Source organism: Pseudomonas fontis, assembly GCF_028656955.1.
In the GTDB taxonomy this organism is placed as follows: Bacteria; Pseudomonadota; Gammaproteobacteria; order Pseudomonadales; family Pseudomonadaceae; genus Aquipseudomonas; species Aquipseudomonas fontis.
In genome coordinates this window covers 84,821-109,568 of record NZ_JAMDGY010000104.1, presented here as the reverse complement: position 1 = coordinate 109,568, position 24,748 = coordinate 84,821, and the positions used below count along the sequence as shown (strand labels likewise).

General features: G+C 61.4%; 23 protein-coding genes. 7 read left to right on the top strand and 16 right to left on the bottom strand.

Annotation, left to right across the window (positions count from 1 at the left end):
• Nucleotides 1-71 precede the first annotated feature (71 nt).
• The 6 genes from M5G11_RS24865 to M5G11_RS24840 form a co-directional block, all read right to left on the bottom strand.
• Nucleotides 72-1,619 (bottom strand): FadD3 family acyl-CoA ligase, encoded by a 1,548-nt coding sequence (locus M5G11_RS24865; RefSeq protein ID WP_273912778.1) that lies wholly within the window; start codon nucleotides 1,617-1,619, stop codon nucleotides 72-74.
• Nucleotides 1,620-1,688: 69 nt separating this feature from the next.
• Nucleotides 1,689-2,435: an SDR family NAD(P)-dependent oxidoreductase gene (locus M5G11_RS24860; protein ID WP_273912779.1), complete on the bottom strand. Its 747-nt coding sequence runs from the start codon at nucleotides 2,433-2,435 to the stop codon at nucleotides 1,689-1,691.
• Between the two features lie 96 nt (nucleotides 2,436-2,531).
• On the bottom strand, nucleotides 2,532-3,560 hold the full coding sequence (locus tag M5G11_RS24855) for a ferredoxin--NADP reductase (RefSeq protein WP_273912780.1): 1,029 nt from the start codon (nucleotides 3,558-3,560) through the stop codon (nucleotides 2,532-2,534).
• A 7-nt stretch (nucleotides 3,561-3,567) separates the two neighbouring features.
• On the bottom strand, nucleotides 3,568-4,323 hold the full coding sequence (locus M5G11_RS24850) for a glucose 1-dehydrogenase (RefSeq protein WP_273912781.1): 756 nt from the start codon (nucleotides 4,321-4,323) through the stop codon (nucleotides 3,568-3,570).
• Nucleotides 4,311-5,990 (bottom strand): FAD-binding protein, encoded by a 1,680-nt coding sequence (locus M5G11_RS24845; RefSeq protein ID WP_273912782.1) that lies wholly within the window; start codon nucleotides 5,988-5,990, stop codon nucleotides 4,311-4,313. The genes M5G11_RS24850 and M5G11_RS24845 overlap by 13 nt, the downstream gene beginning before the upstream one ends.
• Before the next feature lie 9 nt (nucleotides 5,991-5,999).
• On the bottom strand, nucleotides 6,000-6,515 hold the full coding sequence (locus tag M5G11_RS24840) for a flavin reductase family protein (protein ID WP_273912783.1): 516 nt from the start codon (nucleotides 6,513-6,515) through the stop codon (nucleotides 6,000-6,002).
• Nucleotides 6,516-6,975: 460 nt separating this feature from the next.
• Between M5G11_RS24840 and M5G11_RS24835 the strand changes: the two genes are divergently transcribed.
• The gene (locus M5G11_RS24835; RefSeq protein ID WP_273912784.1) at nucleotides 6,976-7,797 is read left to right on the top strand and encodes an alpha/beta hydrolase; all 822 of its coding nucleotides are present in this window, start codon (nucleotides 6,976-6,978) and stop codon (nucleotides 7,795-7,797) included.
• A gap of 21 nt (nucleotides 7,798-7,818) precedes the next feature.
• On the opposite strand, the gene M5G11_RS24830 is transcribed toward M5G11_RS24835, so the two are convergent.
• Nucleotides 7,819-8,289, bottom strand: a complete 471-nt coding sequence (locus M5G11_RS24830) for a sn-glycerol-3-phosphate transporter (RefSeq protein ID WP_420793856.1) — start codon at nucleotides 8,287-8,289, stop codon at nucleotides 7,819-7,821.
• Between the two features lie 193 nt (nucleotides 8,290-8,482).
• Here M5G11_RS24830 and M5G11_RS24825 point away from each other — a divergent pair, with 193 nt between their 5' ends.
• The 3 genes from M5G11_RS24825 (at nucleotide 8,483) to M5G11_RS24815 (ending at nucleotide 12,310) form a co-directional block, all read left to right on the top strand.
• Nucleotides 8,483-9,178: a tRNA (adenine(22)-N(1))-methyltransferase gene (locus M5G11_RS24825; RefSeq protein WP_337994618.1), complete on the top strand. Its 696-nt coding sequence runs from the start codon at nucleotides 8,483-8,485 to the stop codon at nucleotides 9,176-9,178.
• Nucleotides 9,179-9,253: 75 nt separating this feature from the next.
• Complete coding sequence (locus tag M5G11_RS24820) at nucleotides 9,254-10,318, top strand: alpha/beta hydrolase family protein (protein WP_273912785.1); 1,065 nt, start codon at nucleotides 9,254-9,256, stop codon at nucleotides 10,316-10,318.
• Nucleotides 10,319-10,402: 84 nt separating this feature from the next.
• A complete protein-coding gene (locus M5G11_RS24815) occupies nucleotides 10,403-12,310 on the top strand; it encodes a P-loop NTPase fold protein (protein ID WP_337994929.1) in 1,908 nt (635 codons plus the stop codon).
• 91 nt (nucleotides 12,311-12,401) lie between these two features.
• Here M5G11_RS24815 and M5G11_RS24810 read toward each other — a convergent pair whose 3' ends face one another.
• The 3 genes from M5G11_RS24810 to M5G11_RS24800 form a co-directional block, all read right to left on the bottom strand.
• Nucleotides 12,402-13,178 carry a nucleotidyltransferase domain-containing protein gene (locus M5G11_RS24810; protein ID WP_273912786.1) on the bottom strand — a complete coding sequence of 259 codons (777 nt, stop codon included), beginning with the start codon at nucleotides 13,176-13,178 and terminating at the stop codon, nucleotides 12,402-12,404.
• A gap of 488 nt (nucleotides 13,179-13,666) precedes the next feature.
• On the bottom strand, nucleotides 13,667-13,957 hold the full coding sequence (locus M5G11_RS24805; protein WP_273912787.1) for a DUF3077 domain-containing protein: 291 nt from the start codon (nucleotides 13,955-13,957) through the stop codon (nucleotides 13,667-13,669).
• A gap of 420 nt (nucleotides 13,958-14,377) precedes the next feature.
• Complete coding sequence (locus M5G11_RS24800; protein ID WP_273912788.1) at nucleotides 14,378-14,788, bottom strand: winged helix-turn-helix transcriptional regulator; 411 nt, start codon at nucleotides 14,786-14,788, stop codon at nucleotides 14,378-14,380.
• Between the two features lie 122 nt (nucleotides 14,789-14,910).
• On the opposite strand from M5G11_RS24800, the gene M5G11_RS24795 reads away from it, so the two are divergent.
• Nucleotides 14,911-15,912 (top strand): zinc-dependent alcohol dehydrogenase family protein, encoded by a 1,002-nt coding sequence (locus tag M5G11_RS24795; protein WP_273912789.1) that lies wholly within the window; start codon nucleotides 14,911-14,913, stop codon nucleotides 15,910-15,912.
• A gap of 177 nt (nucleotides 15,913-16,089) precedes the next feature.
• On the top strand, nucleotides 16,090-16,911 hold the full coding sequence (locus tag M5G11_RS24790; protein WP_273912790.1) for a transporter: 822 nt from the start codon (nucleotides 16,090-16,092) through the stop codon (nucleotides 16,909-16,911).
• A gap of 27 nt (nucleotides 16,912-16,938) precedes the next feature.
• Here M5G11_RS24790 and M5G11_RS24785 read toward each other — a convergent pair whose 3' ends face one another.
• Complete coding sequence (locus M5G11_RS24785) at nucleotides 16,939-17,844, bottom strand: LysR family transcriptional regulator (RefSeq protein WP_273912791.1); 906 nt, start codon at nucleotides 17,842-17,844, stop codon at nucleotides 16,939-16,941.
• A 216-nt stretch (nucleotides 17,845-18,060) separates the two neighbouring features.
• Between M5G11_RS24785 and M5G11_RS24780 the strand changes: the two genes are divergently transcribed.
• Nucleotides 18,061-18,747, top strand: a complete 687-nt coding sequence (locus M5G11_RS24780) for a hydrolase (RefSeq protein ID WP_273912792.1) — start codon at nucleotides 18,061-18,063, stop codon at nucleotides 18,745-18,747.
• Nucleotides 18,748-18,865: 118 nt separating this feature from the next.
• On the opposite strand, the gene cobA is transcribed toward M5G11_RS24780, so the two are convergent.
• The 5 genes from cobA to M5G11_RS24755 form a co-directional block, all read right to left on the bottom strand.
• On the bottom strand, nucleotides 18,866-19,642 hold the full coding sequence (cobA, locus tag M5G11_RS24775) for a uroporphyrinogen-III C-methyltransferase (protein ID WP_273912793.1): 777 nt from the start codon (nucleotides 19,640-19,642) through the stop codon (nucleotides 18,866-18,868).
• Between the two features lie 28 nt (nucleotides 19,643-19,670).
• Nucleotides 19,671-21,338 (bottom strand): bifunctional protein-serine/threonine kinase/phosphatase, encoded by a 1,668-nt coding sequence (locus M5G11_RS24770; RefSeq protein ID WP_273912794.1) that lies wholly within the window; start codon nucleotides 21,336-21,338, stop codon nucleotides 19,671-19,673.
• Nucleotides 21,339-21,348: 10 nt separating this feature from the next.
• On the bottom strand, nucleotides 21,349-22,563 hold the full coding sequence (locus M5G11_RS24765) for a nitrate/nitrite transporter (protein WP_273912795.1): 1,215 nt from the start codon (nucleotides 22,561-22,563) through the stop codon (nucleotides 21,349-21,351).
• A 340-nt stretch (nucleotides 22,564-22,903) separates the two neighbouring features.
• Complete coding sequence (locus tag M5G11_RS24760) at nucleotides 22,904-23,479, bottom strand: ANTAR domain-containing response regulator (RefSeq protein ID WP_273912796.1); 576 nt, start codon at nucleotides 23,477-23,479, stop codon at nucleotides 22,904-22,906.
• Nucleotides 23,480-23,494: 15 nt separating this feature from the next.
• Complete coding sequence (locus M5G11_RS24755) at nucleotides 23,495-24,688, bottom strand: CmpA/NrtA family ABC transporter substrate-binding protein (RefSeq protein ID WP_273912797.1); 1,194 nt, start codon at nucleotides 24,686-24,688, stop codon at nucleotides 23,495-23,497.
• Nucleotides 24,689-24,748 lie beyond the last annotated feature (60 nt).

The window sequence follows — 24,748 nt, the reverse complement described above, 5'->3', positions numbered from 1 at the left end:
CGCCGTAAAGGCGGAAGGGGGCATCAAAAACAACAAAATCAATGGGATAGGCCAACAAATTCAAGCCAAACCTAAACAACCAACCCCCGCAAAACCTGCTTATCCACTTTCCCCGTAGCATTCAGGGGCATCACCTCCACCACCTGCACCTTGCGCGGCACCTTGTAGTTGGCCATCTGCTCCCGACACCAGCTGATAAACCCTGCCGGATCAATCGCCTGACCCGCCACCGGCAGCACAAACGCCATGGCCACCTCACCCAACCGCTCATCCGCCACACCAATCACCGCCGCCTGCGCCACACCTGGATGCAGCAACAACGAATGCTCGATCTCCGCTGGGTACACATTGAACCCGCCGGTAATGATCATGTCCTTCAGCCGCCCGGTAATACGCAAATACCCGGCATCATCCAGCACCCCGACATCACCGGTATGCAGCCAACCCTCGGCATCCACCGCATCCTGGCTACCCTGCGGGTCATTCAGGTACCCCTGCATCAGGTTGTATCCACGAATCAGCACCTCGCCGTTGCCTTCGGCACAGCGGATCTCAACCCCCGGCATGGCCCGGCCGCTGGTGCTGGCCACTCGCTCGGCACTGTCGCCCGGGCGGCAGATGCTGGCAAAGCCACACGCCTCGGTAAGCCCGTAGGCCGTGACAATGGTGCTGAACCCCAGCTCATCACGCATGCGCGCAATCATCTCCACCGGGATCGCCGCTGCGCCAGTCACGGCAACCCGCAACGAACTGAGGTCGTATTGCCCACGCCGAGGATGCGCCAACAAGGTCTGGTACAAGGTCGGCGGCCCCGGCAATACGTTGATGCGCGCCTGCTGTACGCACTCGAGCACCGCCTGCACATCGAACACCTGGTGCGGCACGATGGTGCAGCCACGCATCAACGCCGCCAACCAACCGGCCTTGTAGCCAAAGGAATGGAAGAACGGATTGACGATCAGGTAACGCTCACCCTGGCGCAGGCCAACGATTTCGCTCCAGTCACGGACCACCTGCAGGTTCTGCCCGTGGCACGTCATCACGCCCTTGGGCTTGCCCGATGTACCCGAGGTGAACAGCAGGTCGGACAAGGTCTGCGCATTAACCAACGCTTCGCGTTCACCCAGCGCATCCTCAGGGACCTGCTGCGCCAGCGCCATGAATGCAGCCCAGCTCAAGCCGGTATCCAGCGCCGCTTGCGGCCGGATGTGCACGATCTGCCGCAACGCCGGCAAAGGCTCATCGCGCAGCATGGCGGGGTAGTCGGTGTCGAGGAAACGACCGACACTGAACAGCACGCAGCTGCCGCTTTCGCGCAGGATATGCGCGGTTTCACTGCCCTTCATCCGCGTATTGAGCGGCACCAGCGTGGCACCGACACTTTGCAGGGCCGCCGCCGCGACGATCCACTCCCACAGGTTGGGTGCCCATACCGCCACCCGGTCCGCTACCTGCACGTCCAGGGCGAGCAGGGCGCGGGCGGCCTGTTGGCGCAGGTGCTCGAGTTGTCGATAACTGATGCTCTGCCCACCATCCTCGATAGCCGCTTGGTCAGCATAGATCCGGGCTGCACGGGCAAAGAGCTGGGCGATGGTCTGGGCATTTTCGATAGGCGCCATGGTGCCTCCTCAGGCAGAGGATGAAAAATCAGGGGGATAAGGGCCGGGCAGGGCGCCCGGCCCAGGTAATCAGGCGCTTGGCGGGGCGAAGCGACGGCCGGCGGAGAAGCCGCCATCGACCGCGATCATCTGCCCACTGACAAAGGACGCTTCGTCCGAGGCCAGGAACAACGCGACATTGGCCACCTCATCCGGCTGCCCGGAGCGGTTGAGCATGTGCTGGGAGGCAAAGAAGGCATGGAACGCCTGCTGCTCGCGGACCATGCTGGTCATCGGCGTTTCGATCAGCCCCGGGCACAGCCCGTTCACGCGAATATTGGCGTAGCCATAGTCGATGGCCATCGAGCGGGTCAGCTGGTTGATGCCGCCCTTGGACACGTTGTACGCCACATTGCCGTCGCAGCCCTGCAGGCCGAAGATCGAGCCGACGTTGATGATCGAGCCGCTGCGCTGCGACGCCATCTGTGCCAGCACGTACTTGCTGGTAAGCATGCTGCCGGTCAGGTTGATGTCCAGTACCCGCTGCCAGTTGGCCGTGGTGGTCTGGGTCACGCTGCCCTGGTCGGCAACGCCGGCAGCATTGACCAGCACGTCGAGCCGCCCGAAACGGCTGATCACGTCGCTCATCACCTGCTGCACCTGCGCTTCGTCACGCACATCCAGGGTCATGAACAGGCCAGGGAAGTCCGCCGGCGCTTCACCGATATCCAGGCCGACCACCTGGGCCCCCTCGGCAGCGAAACGGCGCACACAGGCCAGGCCGATTCCCGATGCACCGCCAGTAACAACGGCGACCTTGTTCTGCAAACGAGCCATAACTGAACCTCTGTCTTATTGTTGTTGAGCGATCCGGCTGCCGAGTCTAACCGCAGCCGGACCACGGATGATCGTCCATTGAGACTAGGGCACCGTTCAATCCGGGAACCTCAAGCGCACCCGCGGGCCTATCGGGCGGCTCTGGCAGGCCAGGGTCCAGCCGGCGGCCAGCTCGGCGGCGCTGAGCACATCGTTGCGCGCCAGGCGGGTTTCACCCTCCTGCACGGTGCACATGCAGGCACCGCAAAAGCCTTCTTCACACGAGGACGGCACGTCCAGGCCAGCGCTGCGACAGCTCTGCAGCAGGGTTTCGCCGGGTTGGCAGGTAATTTCGTGCTGCTGGCCGTCCAGCTCGACGAGCAGCGATTCGCAGGCCACCTCACCCTCGAATACCTGCTCAACCACCTCATCAGGATCGGGTGGAGACACAAAGCGCTCGACATGGATGCGTTCTGCCGCCTCGCCCAGGGCCAGCAAGGCGCGCTCGACCGTATCCATGAAGGGGGCGGGGCCGCAGATGAAGTACTCGCCACCTTCCAACCCGCGCACCAATTGACGGACCTGGGCATCGCCGAGGAAGCCCTGTACCGAATCGAGCACATGCACGATCTCCAGGCGCTCGGGGTAGTCGCGCGCCAACTGGCGCAACTCGTCACGGAATATCACCGAGGCCTCATCGCGGTTGGCGTACACCAGCTTGATCGGGCGCTCGCTGCCCAGCAGGGTCGACTTGAGGATCGACATCACCGGGGTGATGCCCGAGCCGCCGCCAAACAACACCAGCGGCCACGCGCTGTCATCGCCCAGGCAGAAATGCCCGGCCGGTGGCAGCACCTCCAGCCAGTCACCGACCTGGACCTGCTGGTTCATCCAGTTCGACACCCGGCCACCCTCGACCCGCTTGATGGTCACCTTGGGCCGGGGGTCGCACAGCGGCGAGCTGGCCATCGAGTAGCAGCGGGTCAGCAGCTTGCCGGCGCAGGGCACGCGAAAGCCGAGAAACTGCCCGGCCTTGTAGTGAAAGCGCGCGCGCAGGTGCTCCGGCACCTCGAACACCAGCGAGCGTGCGTCGGCGGTTTCATCGATCACCGCGCAGACCTGTAGCCGATAGCTGCCCATGCTCATGCCTGCCTCAGATGCCGCTGATCAATTGCGCGTTGTCCACGCGGATTTCCGCGCCGTTGACGAAGCTTGATTCGTCGCTGGCCAGGAACAGCACCACGTTGGCGATGGCCCGTGGGGCGCACATGCGGTTCATCGGGTCCTGGTCGAGCACTTCCTGGGGGATCGCCTGGCCGCCAGTCAGCGCCTGGGTCATCGGCGTGTTGACGCCGTCCGGGTGCACGCTGTTGCAGCGGATGCGGTAGCCCTTCTGCTTGCAGTGCAAGGCGATGGAACGGGTCATGGCGGCCACTGCGCCCTTGGAAGCGGAATAGGCGCAGAACATCGGCATGGCGCCCAGCGCTGCAACCGAGGACATGTTCACGATCGAGCCGCCGCCGGTGTTTTTCATCGCCTCGATGGCGTACTTGCAGCCCAGGAAGTAGCCGTCACCGTTGATCCGCTGGACCTTCTGCCAGGTCTCCAGCGAGGTGTCCTCGATGCTGCCGGGAATCAGGATGGCGGCGTTGTTGACCAGCACGTCGAGACGCCCGAAGTGTTCCAGGGTGGTGCTGATCACCTGCTGCCAGTCCTGTTCACTGGCAATGTCATGGCGGATGAACAGGGCGTTGCCACCGATCTCGGCGGCTACCTTGCGCCCGGCATCTTCATTGAGGTCGGTGAGCACGACGCGTGCGCCCTGGCGCGCCAACAGCAGGGCGTCTTCGCGCCCGATTCCACTGGCGGCGCCGGTGACGATGCAGACTTTGCCTTCTACGCGTTGCATGGGTGTTCTCCTGATGGCGTGGTGTTGGCGGCGCCATGCCCGGCCACATGAGCCGCGGCACGACGCCCGGAATAGATGCAATCGGCCAGGGACAGGCCGGAGATGTACAGGTTGGAGGCGACCCCCACGGCATTGCGCCCGGCGCTATACAGGCCGGCGATAGGCTCGCCGTACGCGTCCAGCACCTGGCCGCTGCGCTCGTCTACCCGCAGCCCGCCGAGGGTGATGGCCGGGCAGGGGAACAGCTTGCTGTCATAGGACAGGTCGCAGGCGTACCAGGGCCCGTGCTCCAGCGACGCGCGCATGCCTGGCGACTTGCCGAGCGGGTCAGTGATTTCGCCACGGGCCGCGCGGTTGTAGGTTTCCACGCTATGGCGCAGGGCGCTTTCCGGCAGCCCGCAGCGCTGTGCGAGGTGTTCCAGGCTGTTGCTGCGCCGGGCGTTGAACAGCAGGTTGAGCAGTACCGGCAGGCGTTGGAACTGCCACACCTTGCCCGGCCCGACCTGGCGCAGTGACTCGTTGACCAGGGCGCGGTTGAGAATCAGGATGGCCCGGCCGTGGTTTTCCTCGACCATGGCATGGCCCAGGGTGGCGCCGTAGACCTCTTCGTTGCAGTAGCGCCGGCCCTGGGCGTTGACGATGATGCCGCGTGCCCAGGCCAGTGGCGGGTTGATGAAGCGCCAGGCGCTGACCTTGTCCATGCGAGTGACGCTGCCGCCAACGCTCTGGCCCAGGGCGATGCCGCTGCCATCGCAGCCGGTGGTGCCTAGCGGCAGGCCGGCGAGGTACTGCGGGGCGTATTGGCGCACCAGCGCGCGATTGAGGATAAAACCGCCACTGCTCAGCAACACGCCTTTTTCTGCGCGGATCAGGGTGCGCTTTGCGTTTCGTTGCTCGATTTTTCGCAGGCGTGAGCGCAGATGGTCAGCGAGAGCCGGGGCGTACATATGAATGTTGCTGGCCCAGCGCGCCAGGCGCGCATGACGGCGGGCGGCTGGGCTGTCGGGCGGCAATTGCCAGGCTTCGACGCCCAGCACTCGGTCGTTGCTGTCCAGGACCAGGCGGCGCACTTCGCATTGGCTGTGCAGGCGCACGCCCTGGCGCAGGGCGCTGGCCTTGAGTGGGGCGAACAGGCTGGCACCGGACATCCCCGGCCCCTTGACGCGGTGGCCGCGCGGGGCTGGGACGGCGTGTGCGGCGTAGGCCGGCACGGTTTCGTTGCCGGAGTAATACAGGTAGAACTGGTCGCTGGGGTAGGAGGTTTTTTGCGGCGGCACGCTGGCTTCGAAGGCGACGCCCTGGCGTTCCAGCCAGGCCAGTTGCGCGCAGCTGCGCTCGCAGAAGTCCTGCAGGGTGGCTGGCGACACGGCCTCGCCGACCTCTTGGCGCAGGTAGTCGAACATCGCGGCGCTGCTGTCCTGGTAGCCGGCTTTTTGCTGATACGGCGTACCGCCCCCAGCGTAGACCACACCGCCACTGAGGGCGGTGGCGCCACCCCCGGCGAAACGGTCGAGGGCCAGCACACGCAGGCCGTGGCTGCTGGCCTCGATGGCTGCGCAAGCGCCGGCACCGCCGAAGCCGACGACCACCAGGTCCGCCTGATCGTCCCAGCGCAGGGCCTCTGCACTGCTGACCCGGATCGGTGTCAACGCCTGCACACGCTCCATGGCCGCGCCTCAGCCAGCCACGGCGTAGGTGGCGGCCGGCGTTGCGGTGGTGGTGTAGCTGCCGTCCAGGTACACCAGCGGGGTGATCTCGCTGGTGGTGCGGATGCGCAGGATGCGCCCGATGAAGACGGTGTGGGTGCCGTAGCTGAACTGGCCGTCCTGGCGGCAGAGAATCGAGGACTGGGCGTCGGCGAGGTACGGGATGCCCTCGTCGCTGGTCAGCCAGTTGCCACGCTCGAAACGCGCTTCACCCTTGATGGCGCCGCTGCACAGGTGGGCCAGGTCCTGTTGCTCGAGGCCCAGGATGTTGACGCAGAAGTCGGCTCCGCTCGCCAATGCGGCATGCGGGGAGGCCGACTGGTTGACGCAGATGAGCAATGACGGTGGCTCGGTGCTCAACGAGTCGACTGCAGTGGCCGCCATGGCGAAACGCTCGCGGCCATTGCTGGTGGTGATGATGGTGACCGACTTGGCCAGGCGGCGCATGGCCTGCAGCATGTCGGCTTTCAGGTTGGTGGTGGTCATCGCACTGGCCTCTTGTTGGCTTGGAGTACGATGGATTCTTGCAATGTGCGGTAGGGGAAACATCGTCCGAGGGGACTAGTTCTTTGTTGGGTGCTTTTTGGTGTGGGGTGAATAGTCTCGCGTCCTGCGTTCAGCCTCTGGAAAATCAAAATTCGCTTCGCTCTTGCTCGGCACACGATGAGCGCAACGGTCTTGCACAATTTTGTAGCCGCTGTCGTCAGGCTGCGCTGGAGCCCGTTAGGGCTCCCAAAGGCGGCGCCTGCTATGCAGGCGAGCGCAGCCTGACGGCAGCGGCTACGTTTAGCAGCGATGGACCGCGAAGCAATTGTGACGTTGACTTGATCTGTCGGGCGCTGGGCCATTCGCAAGCGTACCGAGTACTGAGCAGGCCGTTCGTGCTACCGTTCGCAGCCCGCCGCCTGGCGGGCTGGTTTTTTTGCGCGATAGGGTTCAGGTCTTGATGGTTCACGCTCGGGGTTTTCTGCAACAGGCCGCCACGCTCACAGCCCTGGTGCTGCTAGCTGGCTGCGCGGCTCAACCGTTGGACTTGGCCAAGGCCAGCGCGGGCTCGCCGCTCAAGCCCGTCGCGGTAAGCACCTCGACCTTCACCCTGCAAACGCTGCAACCGCTGGCGGTGAACAGCAAGCGCCTGCGCGTCTATATAGAAGGTGACGGCCGCGCCTGGATCACCAGCCGCACGGTCAGCAACGACCCGACACCAACGACCAGCATGACCCTGGGCTTCGCCCTCAGTGACCCGCAGCCATCGGTGTACATGGCCCGGCCGTGCCAGTTCATCCGCAGCGCCAACTGCACGCAGAGCGTGTGGACCACTGCGCGCTTCAGCAATGCGGTGGTGCAGGCCCAAAGCGAAGTACTCGACGCCCTCAAGGCCCGTTATGGCGTGCAGGGTTTTGAACTGGTGGGCTATTCGGGGGGCGCGGCGGTGGCGTTGTTGCTGGCGGCGCGGCGCAGCGATGTGCTGCAGGTGCAGACCCTGGCCGGCAATATCGACCCGCTGGCCTGGACCCAGCTCAAGGTCCTGACGCCGCTGAGCGGCTCGTTGAACCCGGCTGACTACGCCGAGCAACTGACCAAGCTGCCGCAACGCCACTTCATCGGTGCCAACGACAAGGTGGTCCCGCAGGCAGTCAGCGAGGCGTACCTGCGCAAGGTCCGGCCCAGCTGCAGTGAGACCGTCAGCGTGCAGGCAGATCATCATTCAGGGTTCGAGGCGAGCTGGCTGGCCAATCGGAACAGGGCCATCACCTGCGGGAACTGAGCCGGGCTGAAAATCGCCCGATCAGAAATACAGGCCCACATTGACCATCATTGCCGAGGCGCCCAGCAGGACCATTTCCGCGCCGACCGGGCCGGCCTTCACGCCCAGCGACGGGATGATCGCCGGCGCAACGCCGTAGCGGTTGAAGGGGATCTTGTCGCGGTATTCGCCACGGTAGCCCTGCAACAGGCCGCCGGTGACCTTCGCATAGAAAGGCGTCGATTCGCTGTCGAAGCGCTTGCCGACGTAGGCGTACTGGGTGCGCTGGCTGAACGAGTTGCGAAAGGTCGCGGCACCCGCGACCTTGCCGCCCTGGCCCTGGTATTCCAGGCCGATCAGGTTCTGCTGGTTGTTGTGCTCGGGGTCGGGGTGAAAGTGCGTGGTGTAGACGCTGGTTTGCAGGTACCACTGGTCTCCCTGGTTGGCCTCGGCCGTGGTCATCTCCAGCGCCAGGAACAGGCTCAGTGGAGCAAGCAGGAGGTTGGGTTTCATAGGTGCTGGTCCGGATCTGTAGGATCTTTTCTGAAGTGGCCGCCAGTCTAAGCCCGGCTACCTGAACGAAACCTGTCATCACGCTGAAACGCTTCATCGGTCGCGCAAATTTGAAAAGTGCGGCGTTACTCGACAGAATCCCGTCCCTCGCTGGCCATTGGTGCCAGATGTTCGCGGTAAAAAGGGGTGGTGGTTGAACGAACAGACATTGTCCATGCGTCTGGAACGCGTGGCGGCGCATGTGCCGGCCGGTGCGCGGCTGGCCGATATCGGCTCCGATCACGGCTATCTGCCGGTGGCGTTGATGCGCCGTGGTGCGATTGCGGCGGCGGTAGCCGGGGAAGTGGCGGTTACGCCGTTCCATGCGGCGGCGCGCACGGTGCGCGAGAACGAGCTGGAGCAGCACGTCAGCGTGCGCCTGGCCAATGGCCTGGCGGCGATCGAGGCGCAGGACGGGATCACCGCCGTCACCATCTGTGGCATGGGCGGCGAGACGATTCGCGACATTCTCGAGAACGGCAAGGCGCGCCTGAGTGGTCGGGAGCGGTTGATCCTGCAGCCCAATGGCGGCGAGCAGGCATTGCGCCATTGGCTGATGGACAATGGCTACCGCATCCTCCATGAGGAAATGCTGCGGGAGAACCGTTTCGACTACGAGATCATCGTTGCCGAGCGCGCCGAGCCGGTGGCCTATACCCCCGAAGAGCTGTATTTCGGCCCGCTGCTGATGCAGGCCCGCAGCGCGGCGTTCCTCTCCAAGTGGCAGCACATGCTGATCCAGAAGCAAAAGACCCTGGGCAACTTTGCCCGTGCGCGGCAGGCCGTGCCCGAGGAGAAAGTGCAGGTGGTGGCCCAGCAGGAGCGGTGGATTGCCGAATTGTTGGCGTGAGGCGTTAGAAAGACATGCATGTCGGTGCGGATGTGGGCTTTAATGCCGGCAGTCTGATCAAGGAAGATAACGACATTGAAAACAGCATTCGGCGCTTTGCTTCTTGCCTGCCTGACCGCCAACGCATGGGCTGACGCGCCCACCGTCGGCTTCCAGTCCACTACCCTGGCGGACGCGCGCAATGGGCGTGCGCTGGACATGGTGGTCTGGTACCCCAGCGCCACGACTGCCGGCGCACAGCTGATTGCCGATGACGTCGCATTTGTCGGTGCCTCTGTTGTTCGCGACGCGCCTCCGACGGCGGGTGAGCATCCGTTGGTGGTGCTCTCCCATGGTTACCGAGGCAACTGGAGCAACCAGATGTGGCTGGCGAGCGCGCTGGCCCGGCAGGGTTACATTGTCGCGGCGCTCAACCACCCCGGTTCGACAACGCACGACCGCAGCCCACAAGCGGCGGCGCAGCTGTGGCAGCGGCCGGTCGATGTGAGCCGGGTGATTGACGCGGTCACCGGCCAGCCTGAAAAATATGGCGTGGTGGCAGCGCCGCGCATTGCCGTGGTGGGGCATTCACTAGGTGGCTGGACGGCCTTGGAGGTCGCCGGCGCGCGTTTCGACCCGGAGCGTTTTGCCCGTGACTGCAAAGTGCACGCGCAGTTGTCCAGTTGCAACGTTTACCAAACGATGAACGCTGCCAGTACCCCTGCATTGAAGACTGAGCTGGCGGCTGATTGGCGGGATAAGCGTGTGACGGCGATCGTGACCCTGGACTTGGGCCTGTCGCGAGGGATGACCGATGAAAGCCTGGCAGCCCTGCCGGTGCCGACGCTGGTGATTGCGGCGGGGGTGCCGTCGCAGGACCTGCCTGCCGAGCTGGAGTCCGCCAACCTGAGCAAGCGCCTGCCGGCGGCTTCAAGCCGTTATGTCGAGATCAGTGACGCCAGCCATTTCAGCTTCTTGTCGCAGTGCAAGCCTGGGGCGGTGGAGCTGCTTGAAGAGGATATGCCGGGCGACGGGATCATTTGTCAGGATGGGCAAGGGGGGCGTTCGCGGGAGGTGATTCAGGGGCAGGTTGTGGCGTTGGTTAGTGAGTTTTTGGGGCGCGCGTTTGGCGATAAAAAAGAGGGTTTTGTAAAGCGCTAAGGTTTGGATTGCTAGTGCTCTTTTTGCCGTTGGCAACAGCACTGACAGATCGATTTCCAAGAGGAAATACCTCGACTTTAGCAACTGAATCAACACAGCTTCAGCAAGAGGATTCTACCTGTATTTGCTGACGCTAGGTTAGGCTGTCATAGCCACCCGACAAACATAGGAAAGTTAAGTGTGACTGATTCGATCAACCAAAACATCGAAACCAATTTGAAACTCTACTTGGCTCGTGAAAAATCGGATCAGGCCATATTACTCACAGGAGGGTGGGGGTGCGGAAAGACACATTTTATTGACAACTTTATCAAGCGCCAAAGCTCAGAGAAACTCAAGCTTATTAAAGTCAGCCTGTTTGGGCTGAGTACTCTCTCAGAGATCGAGGATCGCATGCTGGGGGCTTTTCACCCCGTCATGGACTCAAAGGCATTAAAATTGCTGGGGGGTTCCGTTAAGAAAGTGGCGGCCTTGGTTAAGCTGGATGTGCTGGGTGACAGTAGTCCGGACGTCTCCCTTTCGGCAAGCGCAGACAAACTAAATATATTCAATTTACTGATCAGTGGCAGGACCGATTTTGCTCTAATTTTGGATGATCTTGAGCGCACTGAAATTGATATTCAGAAACTGCTCGGTTACATTAATCATATTGTGGAAACCTGCAAGATAAAGACAATTCTTATTGCTAATGAGGTGGAGCTTGAAAAGAATTGCGGGGATAGCTATAGAAAATTCAAGGAAAAAGCAATTTGTAAAACATTTGAGGTTGGGCATGACCCTGAAGCCGTCATTGATTCATTTCTTGAAGGTGACGCAGAACGTATTGGGTCATTTAAAAAAATCATCTTGGAAATGTACGCTGCCTCAAGCTGCAGAAACCTCCGGTCACTTAAGCAGGCGATTGACGACTTTTCTCAGATGTATGAGGTTCTGGATGCGGAGTTCCGCACCAGTGAGCAGTATGGGAACACCCTTGCAAAAACTTTCTTTGCGCTCAGTATGGAAGTGAAGTGTGCGGCATTGGACAGAAAAACACTTCTGTCTGGTACTGTGCTTCAACCAGATTCATCGTTCACGAAAAAATACTTTCCGCTCGAACACCCCGTGCTTAGAGAGAGTTTTTGGGCGGAAGCCCTATTTAGTTGTGATTACTCAAATATCAATACCCTCTCAAGGGCGCTGTCACTTTTTGTCGTGCCGATAACGCCGGAGCTGGATGTATTGACTCAGCTCCATGGCTTTCAAAACCTAGAGGAAGAGAGTTTTAGAGCGTTGGCAAGTAGGTTGGCGGTTGAAGTGCTAGCTCAAGAAGATGACCTTCCGGCGACCTATCTAAGGAAGGTGGATTTATTGGCTAAATTTATCGCGAACGACTTGAGTGAGGTGGTTTTTTCAGAGCTTGCCCACAGCTTAAAGTCCTACACTGAAAAATATCAATCCTGCGACACATGGAAGACCTGTAAGCTCGATGAATTCAGTCGGTACGAGATTACTCATTTGACGAAAATTCCAGAGCTTTCCGAGGCCTACGAACAGTTCTTAAATACCCATGCGCGTGCCTATACGCTTGCGCAGAGTGAGCGCTCACAGCACCTTGCCTCAAATAAGTTGGCTACGTTTTACGAGGCCGCATCAAACGGTGATCGCGGGGTGCTCATAGCACTGTTGCTTACAGAGCACCGGCACACAGAATTTTTCACTAAGGTTGACGCGGAGCGCTTTGTGCAGGCGCTGTTGGACGGTTCAAATATCGCCATCTCGGAGTTCTCGGAAATCGCCTTGGAACGATATGTTTTGGACCGCTTAAGGCACAATCGAGGGAGTAATGAACTTGAGCTAGAGTTGGGCTTTTGGCTCGAAGTACGCACCCTTATTGAAGCCAGAATCAACGATGCCGCGCCGTTGAAAAAATACAATCTTAGAACATTTGTTGATTCCACGATTGTCAGTTTTTGTAGCATGCTGTCTCCCCAGGCGCTCCCCGATCAATAGCGAAACCTACGGTAGAGGGCGGCCCCGCTTTAGCGACCGCCTGATCCTAGATGGCGTGCTCTGGGGGGCTCTGCTCAGGTACAACGTATCATCACCAGGTTTCTTTGAGCACAGAACGAAACAGTTCGGAAAGTAATCCCTCAACTTCTTTGCGTTCGCTACGGGTCGGTTTGATGAGCTCAAGTCTATTGAGTTCGCGTTCAATGAATTTCTGGATCGGTATGATTTGGGGCGACAATCCCATTTCCGGAGACGAGCGTTTTGTTATGAGTAAGTCATCAAGAGCCCGTTGGAACTCGGGTTCTCCTTCGATAACTGTGCGCAGCGTGTCAAACTCTATGGGAGCAGGTGTTTTAAATTGCTCTAGCCAGCGCACGGACAGCAATGGGCGTAGTACATAGAAGTATTTTTTCAGAGGGACGTTAGGGGTTTGTAAATACCCTCTGTAGTTGGTTTTGGCCATGCTGCGATAGTGGTAGATACCACTTTCTATAGAGTACACCAGCGGTAGCAATTCCTTGGCCCGTTCGTGAAAGGACCCAGTGTGTTCGTAAATAATCGGCGACTGTACCCATTCCACAAAGCCTGGGTTGGACTTCCAAAATAACCTAAGTGCCTTTCGTAGATCCCAGCCGTTGATGTCCATGTCGTCGATGATGGGATATTCGATGACGTCGCGTAACTCCTCGAGACCGACAGAGAGATACCAGTCGGGTTTGTTCACGTAGATGAAGCGCGCATCGTAGTCGCTATTGGGTGAGGCGAACCCCCACGCGCGACTTCCTGACTCAACCGCTAACAAAATTTTTGCATCGTGCTCGTTCTCCGCGCGGCGTAAGCGGCCCCGAACTTCTTCTTGAACAGCCATGGAAATCATGAGCGAACCCTACTTGGACAATGATTCACTTGTACACTACTTGCCCAAACGGGCGCTGTCTAGCTAGTTGCTTCTGACTGACAATAAGTAACGCTAATTTAGCTGTCTATCATTGAGGCTTACCGTTTCGGCCATTAACTGCCATTTGTGACGTGCAGCAATCGGACGACACCAGTCATCACAGATACTTCTCTGCCATACGCTTGGCAAGTCTGCAGGGCGATCAGTCCTTGGACGCCGTCGCCGGTGATTCCGAAAATTCTCTGAGCATGCGCCGGGTGAAGTCGGGCACGCGGCTCGATGAACAATGTCCGCAGTTTTGGAGGTGACCGGGGAGAGCGTCGAGCATAGTCAAGCAGAGCCTGGCTAGGATTAAGGTTCACGAGCCAGACTGACGCCCACAACCGCTATTTACAAACCCTCGACTCTACTCAAAAACTCAAACGGGCCGCACCTGCGGCCCTAAACTACACCGACATTTAACGCGCCTCTATCCCATCCAGCACTGCAAGGGTCAAAGACTTCGCCATTTCCAGCAATTGCTGAGACCCCCATAAAAACTCCCGGGTACTCTCATCCGTCTTCTCGACAACCTGCGTATTGATCTCATACGCAGCCCTGAGCAGAACAGAGACATGTACCAGCGCGTCTTCGATATCGACACCAGGTTGAATGGCAAACAGGGGAGGATGACTGCCATCGCAGGAGCCGAAGCTTGCTGACGCGGGGAGGGTGTAGGCGAGGGGTGGATCAGGAACGATTTTTATCATTGTGTTGCTCCTTGATTGACGGAGCCGCCACGTACGTGACCAAACGATGGGTGGCGACTGTACGCAGGTTGGTCAACCGGGAATCAAGGAACCCGGCGCGCACGAAGGCGCCCCGCGCACAGCCGCCATAACACGAAACAGCAGACACTAAAAAAGCGCCACTGAATCGGATAGGGACGCTTGTGCGCCTTGATTAACGCAGGTGACCAAACCTGATCGCTGAATTTGCAGCGACGACGGGAGAGTAGCGGTGTTCAGGAGGGGTTTCAAGGCTACCCAGCGCGTATCGACAAGTTTCGGAAATGTCTGATAAGCCCGTACTTATAGAAACGTCGGCGGCGGAGGCGACCAAGGTGAGTATCTTGCCTGTCTGCCATTGAGACCGATCGATGTCGGCCAGAGGCCAGGCGACACACAGGCTTAACTGGCGACCTTCGGCAGTTCGCTTTGCAATGCGTGCTCTCTGTTTCGCTCCAGCTCATCAAGAATCTGCGCATTGGCTTCTGCCCAGTCATACAGGGCCATCAATGGCTCCACAAAACGCAGGCCAAAGTCAGTGAGTGAGTATTCCACCATCGGTGGGACCACCTGGAAAACCTTGCGATCTATCAGCTTGTCCCCCTCCAGCTCACGGAGCGTTTGCGTGAGCATCTTCTTGGAGATGCCCGGCATGCTTCGCTGTAGTTGGCCTGTGCGAAGCGGGCCAAAACTCAGCACGTATATCACCATGGAAGTCCATTTAGGCGTCAGCAGCGCATGGATGCGGCGCGGAGGGCAGGTTTCACAAATAACCAGTGGGGTGCCCGGATTGCGTACGTTTGGAGTTTTCATGGTTACCTAAAGGTGCCTAGGTTTCAAAACAGTGCCTAATCGACAAATAGACCCTTGTGGCTCAACCTTACCTCAAGCACTTTCTGCTGTCGCTCCCGTACATCTTTTCGAGGAAATTGGACATGACCACTCAAACCACGATGCGCGCCCTGGTTCTCCATGACTATGCCAGCGGCACGTTCACCGAAACCCAAGTGCCTCGCCCCACTGTAGATGCTGGCAAGGTACTCGTACGCATCATCGCCAGCGGCGTTAACCCAATTGATTTCAAGATCCGCACCGGGGCGGCTCCGTATGCCATGCCTGAGCTGCCGGCAATTCTGGGTACTGACCTGGCCGGTGTGGTGGAAGAAGTGGGTGCAGGGGTTAGCGCCTTCAAGAAAGGCGATGAGGTGTATGGTCTTACCGGTGGTGTGCGTGGCTTGCCAGGCTCACTTGCCGAATACGCTGTGGTTGATGCGGACTTGATTGCCATCAAACCGAAAAACCTCAGCATGCGTGAAGCCGCAGCGCTTCCGCTGGTGTTCCTGACGGCCTGGGAAGGTTTGGTCGATCGAGCAGGTGTCAAAGCAGGCCAGAGCGTTCTGGTACAGGGTGGTGCTGGTGGTGTTGGGCATGTGGCCATACAAATAGCCAAGGCCTTCGGTGCGAACGTCTTTGCCACGGCTAGCGCGAAAAAACGTGAAATCGTTGAGTCCTTCGGAGCCACCGCAATCGACTATCAAACCAGCTCGGTAGCGGACTACGTGGCTCAACACGCCAACGGTGTGGGCTTTGACCTGGTGTACGACACGGTAGGCGGTCAGACCCTGGATGATTCGCTGGTAGCTGTGCGCCCGTATGGGCATGTGTTGAGCTGTTATGCATTCGGTAGCCACAACCTGGCACCTGGTTCCCTGCGTTGCGTGACCCTTTCCGGCATTTTTGTGTTGCTGCCAATGCTTGGCGGGGAAGGCCGTGCTCACCATGGTGATATTTTGCGCGAAGCAACCAAGCTGGCCGAAGCAGGCAAGCTCAAGCCATTACTTGATGAACAGCATTACAAACTCTCTGAAGCACATGCTGCACATGATGCATTGGAGGCAGGCAAGGTGATTGGCAAAGTAGTCATTGATGTCGCCTAGTCAGCAACCGAGGATTGCGTAAGCAGCTCGTTCGTCCCTGAAAATTGCACACCCACCCACATTGCCTAAGCTTCATTGGTCCTGCCCATGAGCCGCGTTGGCCCCTTCAGCGGCCAAGACAGCTCTGCTGTATTCCCGGGAGTTTCTGCCAATACAAGATTAAGCAGGTGGCAAACAATGGCTGCATACCAACGGTGGTCAATCGATAGCGTGGCGCTGGGCGCCGTACTGGGCGTCCTGCCCGCCGCACACGCCGATGATGCGGCCGAGCTGGCCAAGCAGGCGCTCAACCCGGTGGCGGCGATGTACAGCCTGCCCGTGCAATACAACTGGGACCAGAAAATCGGGCCCAGCGGCGACGGCATGCACAGCGTGACCAACATTCAACCCGTGCTGCCCTTTACCTTGAATGAAGACTGGAACCTGATCTCCCGGACGATCCTGCCGGTGATCAACCAGCATGGCCTGGCACCCGATGGCGCGGCAGACAAGTCCGGGGTCGGGGATATCACGCAAAGCTTTTTCTTCTCGCCGAAAAAGCCGACAGACAGCGGCTGGATACTGGGCGCCGGCCCGGCCCTGTTGATCCCCACCGCAAGTGATGAGCTACTGGGCAATGAGCAATGGGGGCTCGGCCCGACGGCGGTGGCGTTGAAGCAATCAAATGGCTGGACCCGCGGCGTACTGGCCAACCACCTCTGGGGCCTGGAGGGCAGCCCGGACCATGACAAGGCCAAGGTCAACCAGACATTCCTGCAACCATTCCTCTCCTACACCACGTCGTCCCTGACCACTTATGGGATCAACTCGGAGTCGACCTACGACTGGCAAGCGCGCGAATGGTCGGTGCCGGTGAACCTGACGGTCACGCAGTTGTTCAAGGTCGATGGGCACCCCGTGACGGTACAAGCCGGGCCCCGTTACTGGCTCGACAGCCCCGAGGATGGTCCGCACGGCTGGGGCTTTCGTTTCGCGGTGACGCTGTTGTTTCCGCGTTGATGCCTGACAGCCCGCGACTCGCCGCGCTCAGGCCATATCGCTTCTCACGAACGCCTCGCCGAGAAAATCCAGCAGCGCGCGCACCGAAGGCAGCAAACCGCGCCGGGAAGGGAACACGGCGTGGACGATGCCGGTACGCGGCAGCCACTCGGGCAACAGGTTGACCAGGCGGCCGCTGCTCAGGTCGTCCTTTACCACGACTGATGGCAGATGCACCGCACCTGCCCCGATCAGGGCAGCCTGGCGCAATGCGATCAGGTCATCGGTCACCAGCCGGGGGCTATGCGCGACCTGCGCGCTGGCACCCGCCGGCCCATCTAACTGCCATTGGTAAACGTGTTGCGGCGAGCCCCAGTGCAGGGTCGGCAACGCGGCCACCTCGGCAGGCGTGGGGTGTTGCGGCAGTTGCTGGAGCAACTGCGGCGCACCCACGACGCATTGCTGGCTTTCCCCCAGGACCTTCATCACCAGGTCGCTGCTCTCCAGCGGCGGGAAGCGTACCCGCAGGGCGACGTCGATGCCTTCCTGGATCAAATCCACCTGGCGATTGCTGCTCTCCACATGCAGCTCGATCAACGGGTAGGCCATCATGAACTCCGCCAGCATCGGGCCAACCCAGAAGTTCAGCAGCGCGGTCGGGCAGCTCAAGCGCACCACGCCCCTGGGCTCTGAACGGTGGCGCTCAACCGCTTCAGTGGCCGCCGCAGCCTCCACCAGCATGGCCGTGCAGTGCCGGTAGAACACCTGGCCGATTTCCGTTACCGAAAAATGCCGGGTGGAACGCTGGATCAGGCGCACCCCCATGCGCTCCTCAAGCAGCGCAATGCGCCGGCTCAGTTTCGACTTGGGCAAGTCCAGCGCTCGGCCGGCAGGGGTGAAGCCGCCGTGCTCGACCACCTGCGCGAAGTAGTAGAAATCGTTGAGGTCATCCACTGCGTTGTTCTCCAAATAGAACACTGAAGGCAATTTTTACAGACTACCCGCAGCATTGTTGCAGATCTATCGTGTTCTCCATCGATTTAGCAAGGTCGGCTTAGATAGAGGCCCCGTTAAACATCCCCCTGGCTGCAGCGACCTGCAGCCAGAAACAACGCCCGCACAGGGATCAGCGGGCCACTCGGCAAGGATGCCGCTCGAGGAGACACCAACATGAGCAACTTCAACCAGATTGCCAACTTCAACGGCCAGCGCCCGGTGATCGACCCGGACGACACCGCGATGTTGCTGATCGACCATCAGAGCGGGCTGTTCCAGACGGTCAAGGACATGCCCATGACTGAACTGCGCAACAACGCCATCACCCTGGCAAAAATCGCCACCCTGGCGAACATCCCGGTGATTACCACGGCCTCTGTCCCGCAGGGGCCCAATGGCCCGCTGATCCCGGAGATCCACCAAGCCGCGCCGCATGCCCAGTACGTGGCACGCAAGGGCGAGATCAACGCCTGGGACAACCCGGAGTTCGTCGCGGCCGTGGAGAAGACGGGTAAAAAGACCCTGATCATCGCTGGCACCATCACCAGCGTGTGCATGGCCTTCCCGGCGATTGCCGCAGTCAATGCCGGCTACAAGGTCTTCGCGGTGATCGATGCCTCGGGCACTTATTCGAAGATGGCCCAGGAGATCACCCTGGCGCGTGTCGTACAGGCCGGCGTGGTGCCGATGGACACCGCTGCGGTGTGCTCGGAAGTGCAGCGCACCTGGAACCGCCCGGACGCCGCGCAATGGGCCGAAGCCTACAGCGCCGTGTTCCCGCACTATCAGTTGCTGATCGAGAGCTACCTGAAGGCCCAGCAGGTGGTGAACGACAACGAGGTGCTGGATTCCCAGCGCTGATCAGCCCTTGGCGGCGCCCGCGTTCAGGGCGTGAGTGATTGAAGGGTGCTTGCGGGGTGGCCTGGTTCTGAACGGCAGGTCACCCCGGGCATCACATGACGCCAGGTAATCCTGAGTGCTAACGTGGCGACACTCGCTCAGTCAACGGAATGGCCATGACTTCCTTAAGCTCCCTGCGCGTCAGCGCCCCAGACTCGACCACCTCGCCAATTACCAACACCGCCGGGCTTTTCAGCCCGAAGGCCTGGGCCGCTTCCGTCATCTGCGCAAGGCTGCTGCGGCACTGGCGTTGATGCGCCAGTGAGGCGTTTTCGATCATCGCGACCGGGGTCCCGGCGCCCATGCCGCCCGCCAACAATGCCTCACGTACCATGTCGAGCTTGGCAACGCCCATGTACACCACCAGGGTGGTACCGCTCTGCGCCAAGGCCTGCCAATTGAGCGGGCTGTCGTCCTGGGTATGGGCCGTGACCAGCGTCACGCCACGGGCTACCCCGCGCAAGGTCAGGGGGATGCCGCATTGGGTGGCGCCCGCCAGGCCTGCGGTAATACCGTTGACCAGTTCCACTTCAATGCCATGGCCACCCAGCCATTCGGCCTCTTCACTGCCACGCCCGAAAATGCACGGGTCGCCGCCTTTGAGGCGCACCACACATTTGCCCTGGCGGGCATAGCGCAGCATCAACCGATGGATAAAGGCCTGTGGCGTCGAGCGGCAACCGCCGCGCTTGCCAACGGCGAGCACGCGCGCCAGCGGGCAATGCTCCAGCACCGCGGGGTTGACCAGGTCGTCGATCATCACCACGTCTGCCGCCCGCAAGGCACGCACGGCCTTCAGGGTCAACAGCTCGGGGTCACCCGGGCCCGCACCCACCAACCAGACTTTTCCAGGCATCTGCGTTTCTCCAACAAGAATAGTGAGTTCAGCCATGCAGCAAGGTCATCAGCAAGGCCAGGTTGAACAACAATGAAGCCAGGGCCAGCGTGCGCCAGACTTTCACCGGCTCACGCTCCAGCAATGGGCGCGGCCGGGCAGGGGGCTGATCCTCCGCCTGCTGCAAGGCCAGCAGCCACTGCTCGGCGGTTTCGTAGCGCTGCGCCGGGTCACTGGCGAGCGCTTTTTCCAGGGTCTGCGCGACCCATTCCGGCAGGTCCGGGCGATAGCGGCCGGCACTCACCGGCACCCCAAAACGGGGGCGCTGGAAAGCCTCGATTTCGCCGTACGGGTAATGCCCGGTCAGCAGCGTGTACAAGGTGACGCCTGCGCTGTAGAGGTCCTGGGCAACGCTCGGCGGTTCGCCCTTGTAGGCCTCCGGGGCGATATAGCCGGGTGTGCCGGGCAGCTCGCCATGGGCTGCGCTGGACAAGCCCGGGCAGTACGCCAGGCCAAAGTCCAGCAGGTGCAGTTCGCCGTCAGCGCCGAGCAGCAGGTTTTCCGGCTTGATGTCGCGGTGCAGGATATTGCGCCGATGCAGGATGCCCAGTGCTCGCAGCAGCCGCGTGGCCAGCTCCAGCCACGGGTTGAGGCCCAGCAGCCCATGCTGTTTGACGTGCTCGGCAAGGGTTTGCCCGGGCAGTTCGCGCATCAGGTAATACAAATGCTGACGCTGGGTGCCAGGGTGCACCGGGGGGAAATAGCGCCCCGCGACCCGCCGTAAAAACCACTCCTCGAGCAACAGGGCTTGGCCGGCGGCGTTGTCCTGCTCGCGCCGGGGTGGCAGGGTTTTCAGCAGCCAGGGCTGTTGCTGGGCATCGCGCACCCGGTACACAAGAGATTGCCGGCTCTGGGCGAGCAAACTGTCCACCTGCCAACCTTCGAACACCTGCCCGGCCTTCAAGGGCGGCGGCAATGGCCATTGCTCGACCCGGCCCAGGTCATCGCACACGCCCGGCTCGCCCAGGGCGTCGACGCGCACCAGCACGGCGCTGGCGTTGTCCTGGCTGCCGGCCAGGTGGGCGGCGCGCACCAACGCCTGGGTCGCGCCTTGCAGGTCAGGCTCGTCGCGCAGCACGCCGCTGATCGACACCTCGCTCAAGGTCGCCCAGATGCCGTCGCTGACCAGCAGAAAGCATTCGCCCTCACGCAGCTCGCCATCCAGGTAATCCACCACCACGTGCTGCTCCAGGCCAAGGGCGCGTTTGAGCACATGCTGCATGCCCGGCTGGGCCCAGACATGGTCCTGGCTGATGCGTTGCAATTGCCCGGCACACCAGCGGTACACCCGGCAGTCGCCCACGTGGGCGAGGGTGAAGTGCCTGCCGCGCAGCACCAGGGCACTCAGGGTGGTGAGCAGCGGCTGACCGCTACCGTTGCTGTGCAACCAGCGGTTCTGCGCCAGCAGCAGGCGGTCCAACGCCTGCGCCACGGTCCAGGTTTGCGGGGTGCTGTAGTAGTCGTGGGCCAATGCTTGCAGGGTCGAACGGGCGGCCAGGCCGCCGTCGGCGCACTGGCTGACGCCATCGGCCAGGGCAAACAGGTAGCCCTTGCTGCCCGCCAGGTACGGCGCCGGCGCAACCAGGCGCGTGGCGTCCTGGTTCTCGGTGCGTGGCCCGCGGCCGCTGCTGTCGGCGTAGCTCAATTGCAAGGCCATGGCCAACCACTCAGACGCGGGCTGCGGTAAAGGCGGCCGAACCCCAGGTGGTCCTCCAGCGGCTTTTCACCCCGTGCAGGCCAAACCAGGCCACCACACCGAGGCTGGCGAACAACCACAGGCCCAGCTGGTAGTCACCGGTGTTCTGCTTGATCGCCCCCAGGCCCGCCGCCAGCAGGAAACCACCGATGCCACCGGCCATGCCGATCAGCCCGGTCATCACCCCGATCTCCTTGTTGAAGCGCTGCGGCACCAGCTGGAACACCGCACCATTGGCGGCGCCCAGGCCGAGCATGGCACTGACGAACAGGGCCAGGGCGGCCACCGAGCTGGACAGGTTGAAACCCACCGCGCCAATGCACAGGGCCGCCAGGGCATACATGCCCAGCAGGGTGCGAATGCCACCGAATCGGTCAGCCAGCGCGCCGCCCAGCGGGCGCATCAGGCTGCCACCGAATACACAGGCGGCGGTGTAGTAGCCGGCCATTACCGGGTCGAGCGCGTACTGGTCGTGGAAGTAGCCGGGCAGGGCGCTGGCCAGGCCGATGAAGCCGCCGAAGGTCACGCTGTAGAAGAACATGAACCACCAGCTGTCGCGGTCACCCAGGGCCTTGAAGTAGTCGGCCATGGATTTCGCCTTGCTGCGGTTGGGCGCATTGCGGGCCATCAGGCTGAAGGCTACAAGGGTCAGCAGCAGTGGGATGACCGCCAGCCCGAGCACATTGTTCCAACCGTAGGCCGCCGCCAGCAGCGGCGCAGCCAATGCGGCCAGTACGGTGCCGGAGTTGCCTGCACCGGCGATGCCCATGGCTTTGCCCTGGTGTTCTGCCGGGTACCACTGCGATGCCAGGGGCAGGGCGACGGCAAAGGACGCACCGGCCATGCCCAGGAATACGCCGAGCAGCAGCGCCTGCTCATAGCTGTGGATGCCCAGTTGCCAGGCGCTGAACAGGGCCACGATGACAATCACCTGGCCAATGATGCCGGCGGTTTTCGGTGACAGCTGGTCCGCCAGCATGCCCATCGCAAAGCGCAGCAAGGCCCCCGCCAGAATCGGCGTGGCCACCATGAAGCCGCGCTGCTGGGTGGTCAGTTGCAGGTCGGTGGCGATCTGCACCGCCATTGGGCCCAGCAGGTACCAGACCATGAAGCTCAGGTCGAAATACAGGAAGGCGGCAAACAGCGTAGGGGTATGTCCGGCTTTCCAGAAACTGTTGGTGTTCATTCCCAGCACCTCATCTGCAAAAAGAGTCAACGAAGGTTGTGTGCTTGCAGGTGGGTGACCGCCAACGGCCACGCCACCGCCTCGTTTCCAAGGCCAAAAACACAAAGACGCCGCAATCCCGGGGTCGCTTGCGCGATGGGATGTGCGACGTCTTTGTCGTGGTGGGGCAACCGCCGTTGGCTACCTGTACCTTGCTGTTAGCAGTATGTGTGCCAGTGTTTGCTGCGCCGGGCTGGAGTGCTCAAGCTCCAGCGTTCCAGGCTGTTGCCGGGGGGGCGACGCGCGCTGCTTTCGCCAGTGCAGACCCTTGATGGTGCAGGGCTGCTGCGTTGTGGGGCATTCAGCCGAGCAGCTCGTTCATGGCGATGATCTGTTCGGCAACCTGAATCAGCTTCTGCTGCCGGCTCATGGCCTGGCGGCGCATCAGGGTATAGGCCTCTTCCTCGTTGCAGTGCTTCATTTTCATCAGCATGCCCTTGGCCAGCTCCACCCGCTTGCGCTCCGCCAGTTGTTGATCGCGGGCCTGCAACTGGGTGCGCAGCACCTGGTCGCTTTCAAAGCGCGCCATGGCCACATCGAGGATCGGCTGCAAGCGTTGGGCGTGGATGCCTTCGACGATATAGGCGCTGACCCCGGCCTTGATCGCCTGGCGCATTACCCCAGGATCGTGCTCGTCGGTGAACATGACGATCGGCCGTGGCTGATCGCGGGTCACCAGCACCACTTGCTCCATGACATCGCGGCTGGGGGACTCGGTATCGATCAACACCACGTCCGGGCGCAGCGCTTCGACCCGTGCAGGCAAGTCGATGGTCAGGCCGGATTCGTCGATGACCTCGAACCCCGCTTCACTGAGCGCCGCGCGCAAGCGCCCGACCCGTTTCGAGGTGTCGTTGATCAGCAGGATACGCAGCATGGCGGCCAGCTCCTGTCAGAGATCATCAAGGGCATGCAGCGCAAAGCTGCGCGCATAGCCGGCGGGGTCGCGGCCGTCCCACTGGCTGCCATCGAGCAACTGGCTAGCGCGCATCGGCTGGCTCGGCACGGCGATGTCCAGGGCCGTGGCTGCATCGTTGTACAGCTGCAGTTGCTGCACCTGGCGGGCCACCGCGAGGTAGTCGGGGTCTTCTCGCAGCAGGCCCCAGCGGCGGAACTGGGTCATGAACCACATGCCATCGGACAGGTAGGGGTAATTGGCCGCACCGTGATTGTGAAAGCGCAGCGGGTGCGCGTCGTGCCAGTGGTTGCCCAGCCCGTCGTGGTAGTCACCGAGCAGGCGCGGCTGGATGCTGGCCAGGGGCGCATCGAGGTAGTCGCGCCCGCTCAGCAGTTGCGCCGTGCTGCTGCGGTTCTCTCGGCTTTGCTCGATAAAGCGGCTGGCTTCGAGCACGGCCATGACCAGGGTGCGGGCGGTATTGGGGTAGCGCTCGACGAACTCGCGGGTACACGCCAGGGCCTTCTCCGGGTGGTCCGGCCAGATACTCTGGCTGGTCGCCAGGGTAAAGCCCTGACCCTGTTGCACCGCGTCGGCGCTCCAGGGTTCGCCTACGCAAAAGCCGTCGATACGCCCAGCGGCCAGGTGCGCGAGCATTTGCGGCGGCGGCACCACCACGCTGGTGACGTCCTGCAACGGGTGAATGCCCTGGCTGGCCAGCCAGTAATACAACCACATGGCATGGGTGCCAGTGGGGAAGGTCTGCGCGAAGGTAAGTTTCGTCCCGCTTTGGTGCACGCGTTGCTTCAACGCACCGGCGCTGGTCACGCCTTGCTCCTTGAGCGGCTGGGACAAGTTGATGCATTGGCCGTTCTGGTTCAGGCCCATCAGCACTGCCATGGGGGTGGCGGGCGCACCGCTGATGCCGAGCTGAGTGGCGTAGATCATGCCGTACAGGCTGTGGGCGGCATCCAGCTCGCCGCTGAGCAGCTTGTCGTTGATGCCCGCCCAGGAGGCCTGACGGTGCAGGTTCAGGGTCAAGCCGTAGGGCTGGGCAAAGCCCTGGGTCGCGGCCACCACCACCGAGGCGCAATCGCTCAGCGGCATGTAGCCGAGGTTGAGTACGTTCTTTTCCGGGGCATCGCTGCCCGCCACCCAGGCCAGGGAGTGCGAAAGCAGGCCATCACTCATAGGGTCGTTCCTGAAAACTGCTGCCACCAAAGGTCGCCGCCCGGCCGGGCTGCTGCAGCC

Excerpts from the sequence above, each read along its gene's own strand:
- M5G11_RS24865 (WP_273912778.1), bottom strand. The coding sequence starts at position 1,619 with ATGGCGCCTATCGAAAATGCCCAGACCATCGCCCAGCTCTTTGCCCGT.
- M5G11_RS24860 (WP_273912779.1), bottom strand. The coding sequence starts at position 2,435 with ATGGCTCGTTTGCAGAACAAGGTCGCCGTTGTTACTGGCGGTGCATCG.
- M5G11_RS24855 (WP_273912780.1), bottom strand. The coding sequence starts at position 3,560 with ATGAGCATGGGCAGCTATCGGCTACAGGTCTGCGCGGTGATCGATGAA.
- M5G11_RS24850 (WP_273912781.1), bottom strand. The coding sequence starts at position 4,323 with ATGCAACGCGTAGAAGGCAAAGTCTGCATCGTCACCGGCGCCGCCAGT.
- M5G11_RS24845 (WP_273912782.1), bottom strand. The coding sequence starts at position 5,990 with ATGGAGCGTGTGCAGGCGTTGACACCGATCCGGGTCAGCAGTGCAGAG.
- M5G11_RS24840 (WP_273912783.1), bottom strand. The coding sequence starts at position 6,515 with ATGACCACCACCAACCTGAAAGCCGACATGCTGCAGGCCATGCGCCGC.
- M5G11_RS24835 (WP_273912784.1), top strand. The coding sequence starts at position 6,976 with ATGGTTCACGCTCGGGGTTTTCTGCAACAGGCCGCCACGCTCACAGCC.
- M5G11_RS24830 (WP_420793856.1), bottom strand. The coding sequence starts at position 8,289 with ATGAAACCCAACCTCCTGCTTGCTCCACTGAGCCTGTTCCTGGCGCTG.
- M5G11_RS24810 (WP_273912786.1), bottom strand. The coding sequence starts at position 13,178 with ATGGCTGTTCAAGAAGAAGTTCGGGGCCGCTTACGCCGCGCGGAGAAC.
- M5G11_RS24805 (WP_273912787.1), bottom strand. The coding sequence starts at position 13,957 with ATGATAAAAATCGTTCCTGATCCACCCCTCGCCTACACCCTCCCCGCG.
- M5G11_RS24800 (WP_273912788.1), bottom strand. The coding sequence starts at position 14,788 with ATGAAAACTCCAAACGTACGCAATCCGGGCACCCCACTGGTTATTTGT.
- M5G11_RS24795 (WP_273912789.1), top strand. The coding sequence starts at position 14,911 with ATGACCACTCAAACCACGATGCGCGCCCTGGTTCTCCATGACTATGCC.
- M5G11_RS24790 (WP_273912790.1), top strand. The coding sequence starts at position 16,090 with ATGGCTGCATACCAACGGTGGTCAATCGATAGCGTGGCGCTGGGCGCC.
- M5G11_RS24780 (WP_273912792.1), top strand. The coding sequence starts at position 18,061 with ATGAGCAACTTCAACCAGATTGCCAACTTCAACGGCCAGCGCCCGGTG.
- cobA (WP_273912793.1), bottom strand. The coding sequence starts at position 19,642 with ATGCCTGGAAAAGTCTGGTTGGTGGGTGCGGGCCCGGGTGACCCCGAG.
- M5G11_RS24770 (WP_273912794.1), bottom strand. The coding sequence starts at position 21,338 with ATGGCCTTGCAATTGAGCTACGCCGACAGCAGCGGCCGCGGGCCACGC.
- M5G11_RS24765 (WP_273912795.1), bottom strand. The coding sequence starts at position 22,563 with ATGAACACCAACAGTTTCTGGAAAGCCGGACATACCCCTACGCTGTTT.
- M5G11_RS24760 (WP_273912796.1), bottom strand. The coding sequence starts at position 23,479 with ATGCTGCGTATCCTGCTGATCAACGACACCTCGAAACGGGTCGGGCGC.
- M5G11_RS24755 (WP_273912797.1), bottom strand. The coding sequence starts at position 24,688 with ATGAGTGATGGCCTGCTTTCGCACTCCCTGGCCTGGGTGGCGGGCAGC.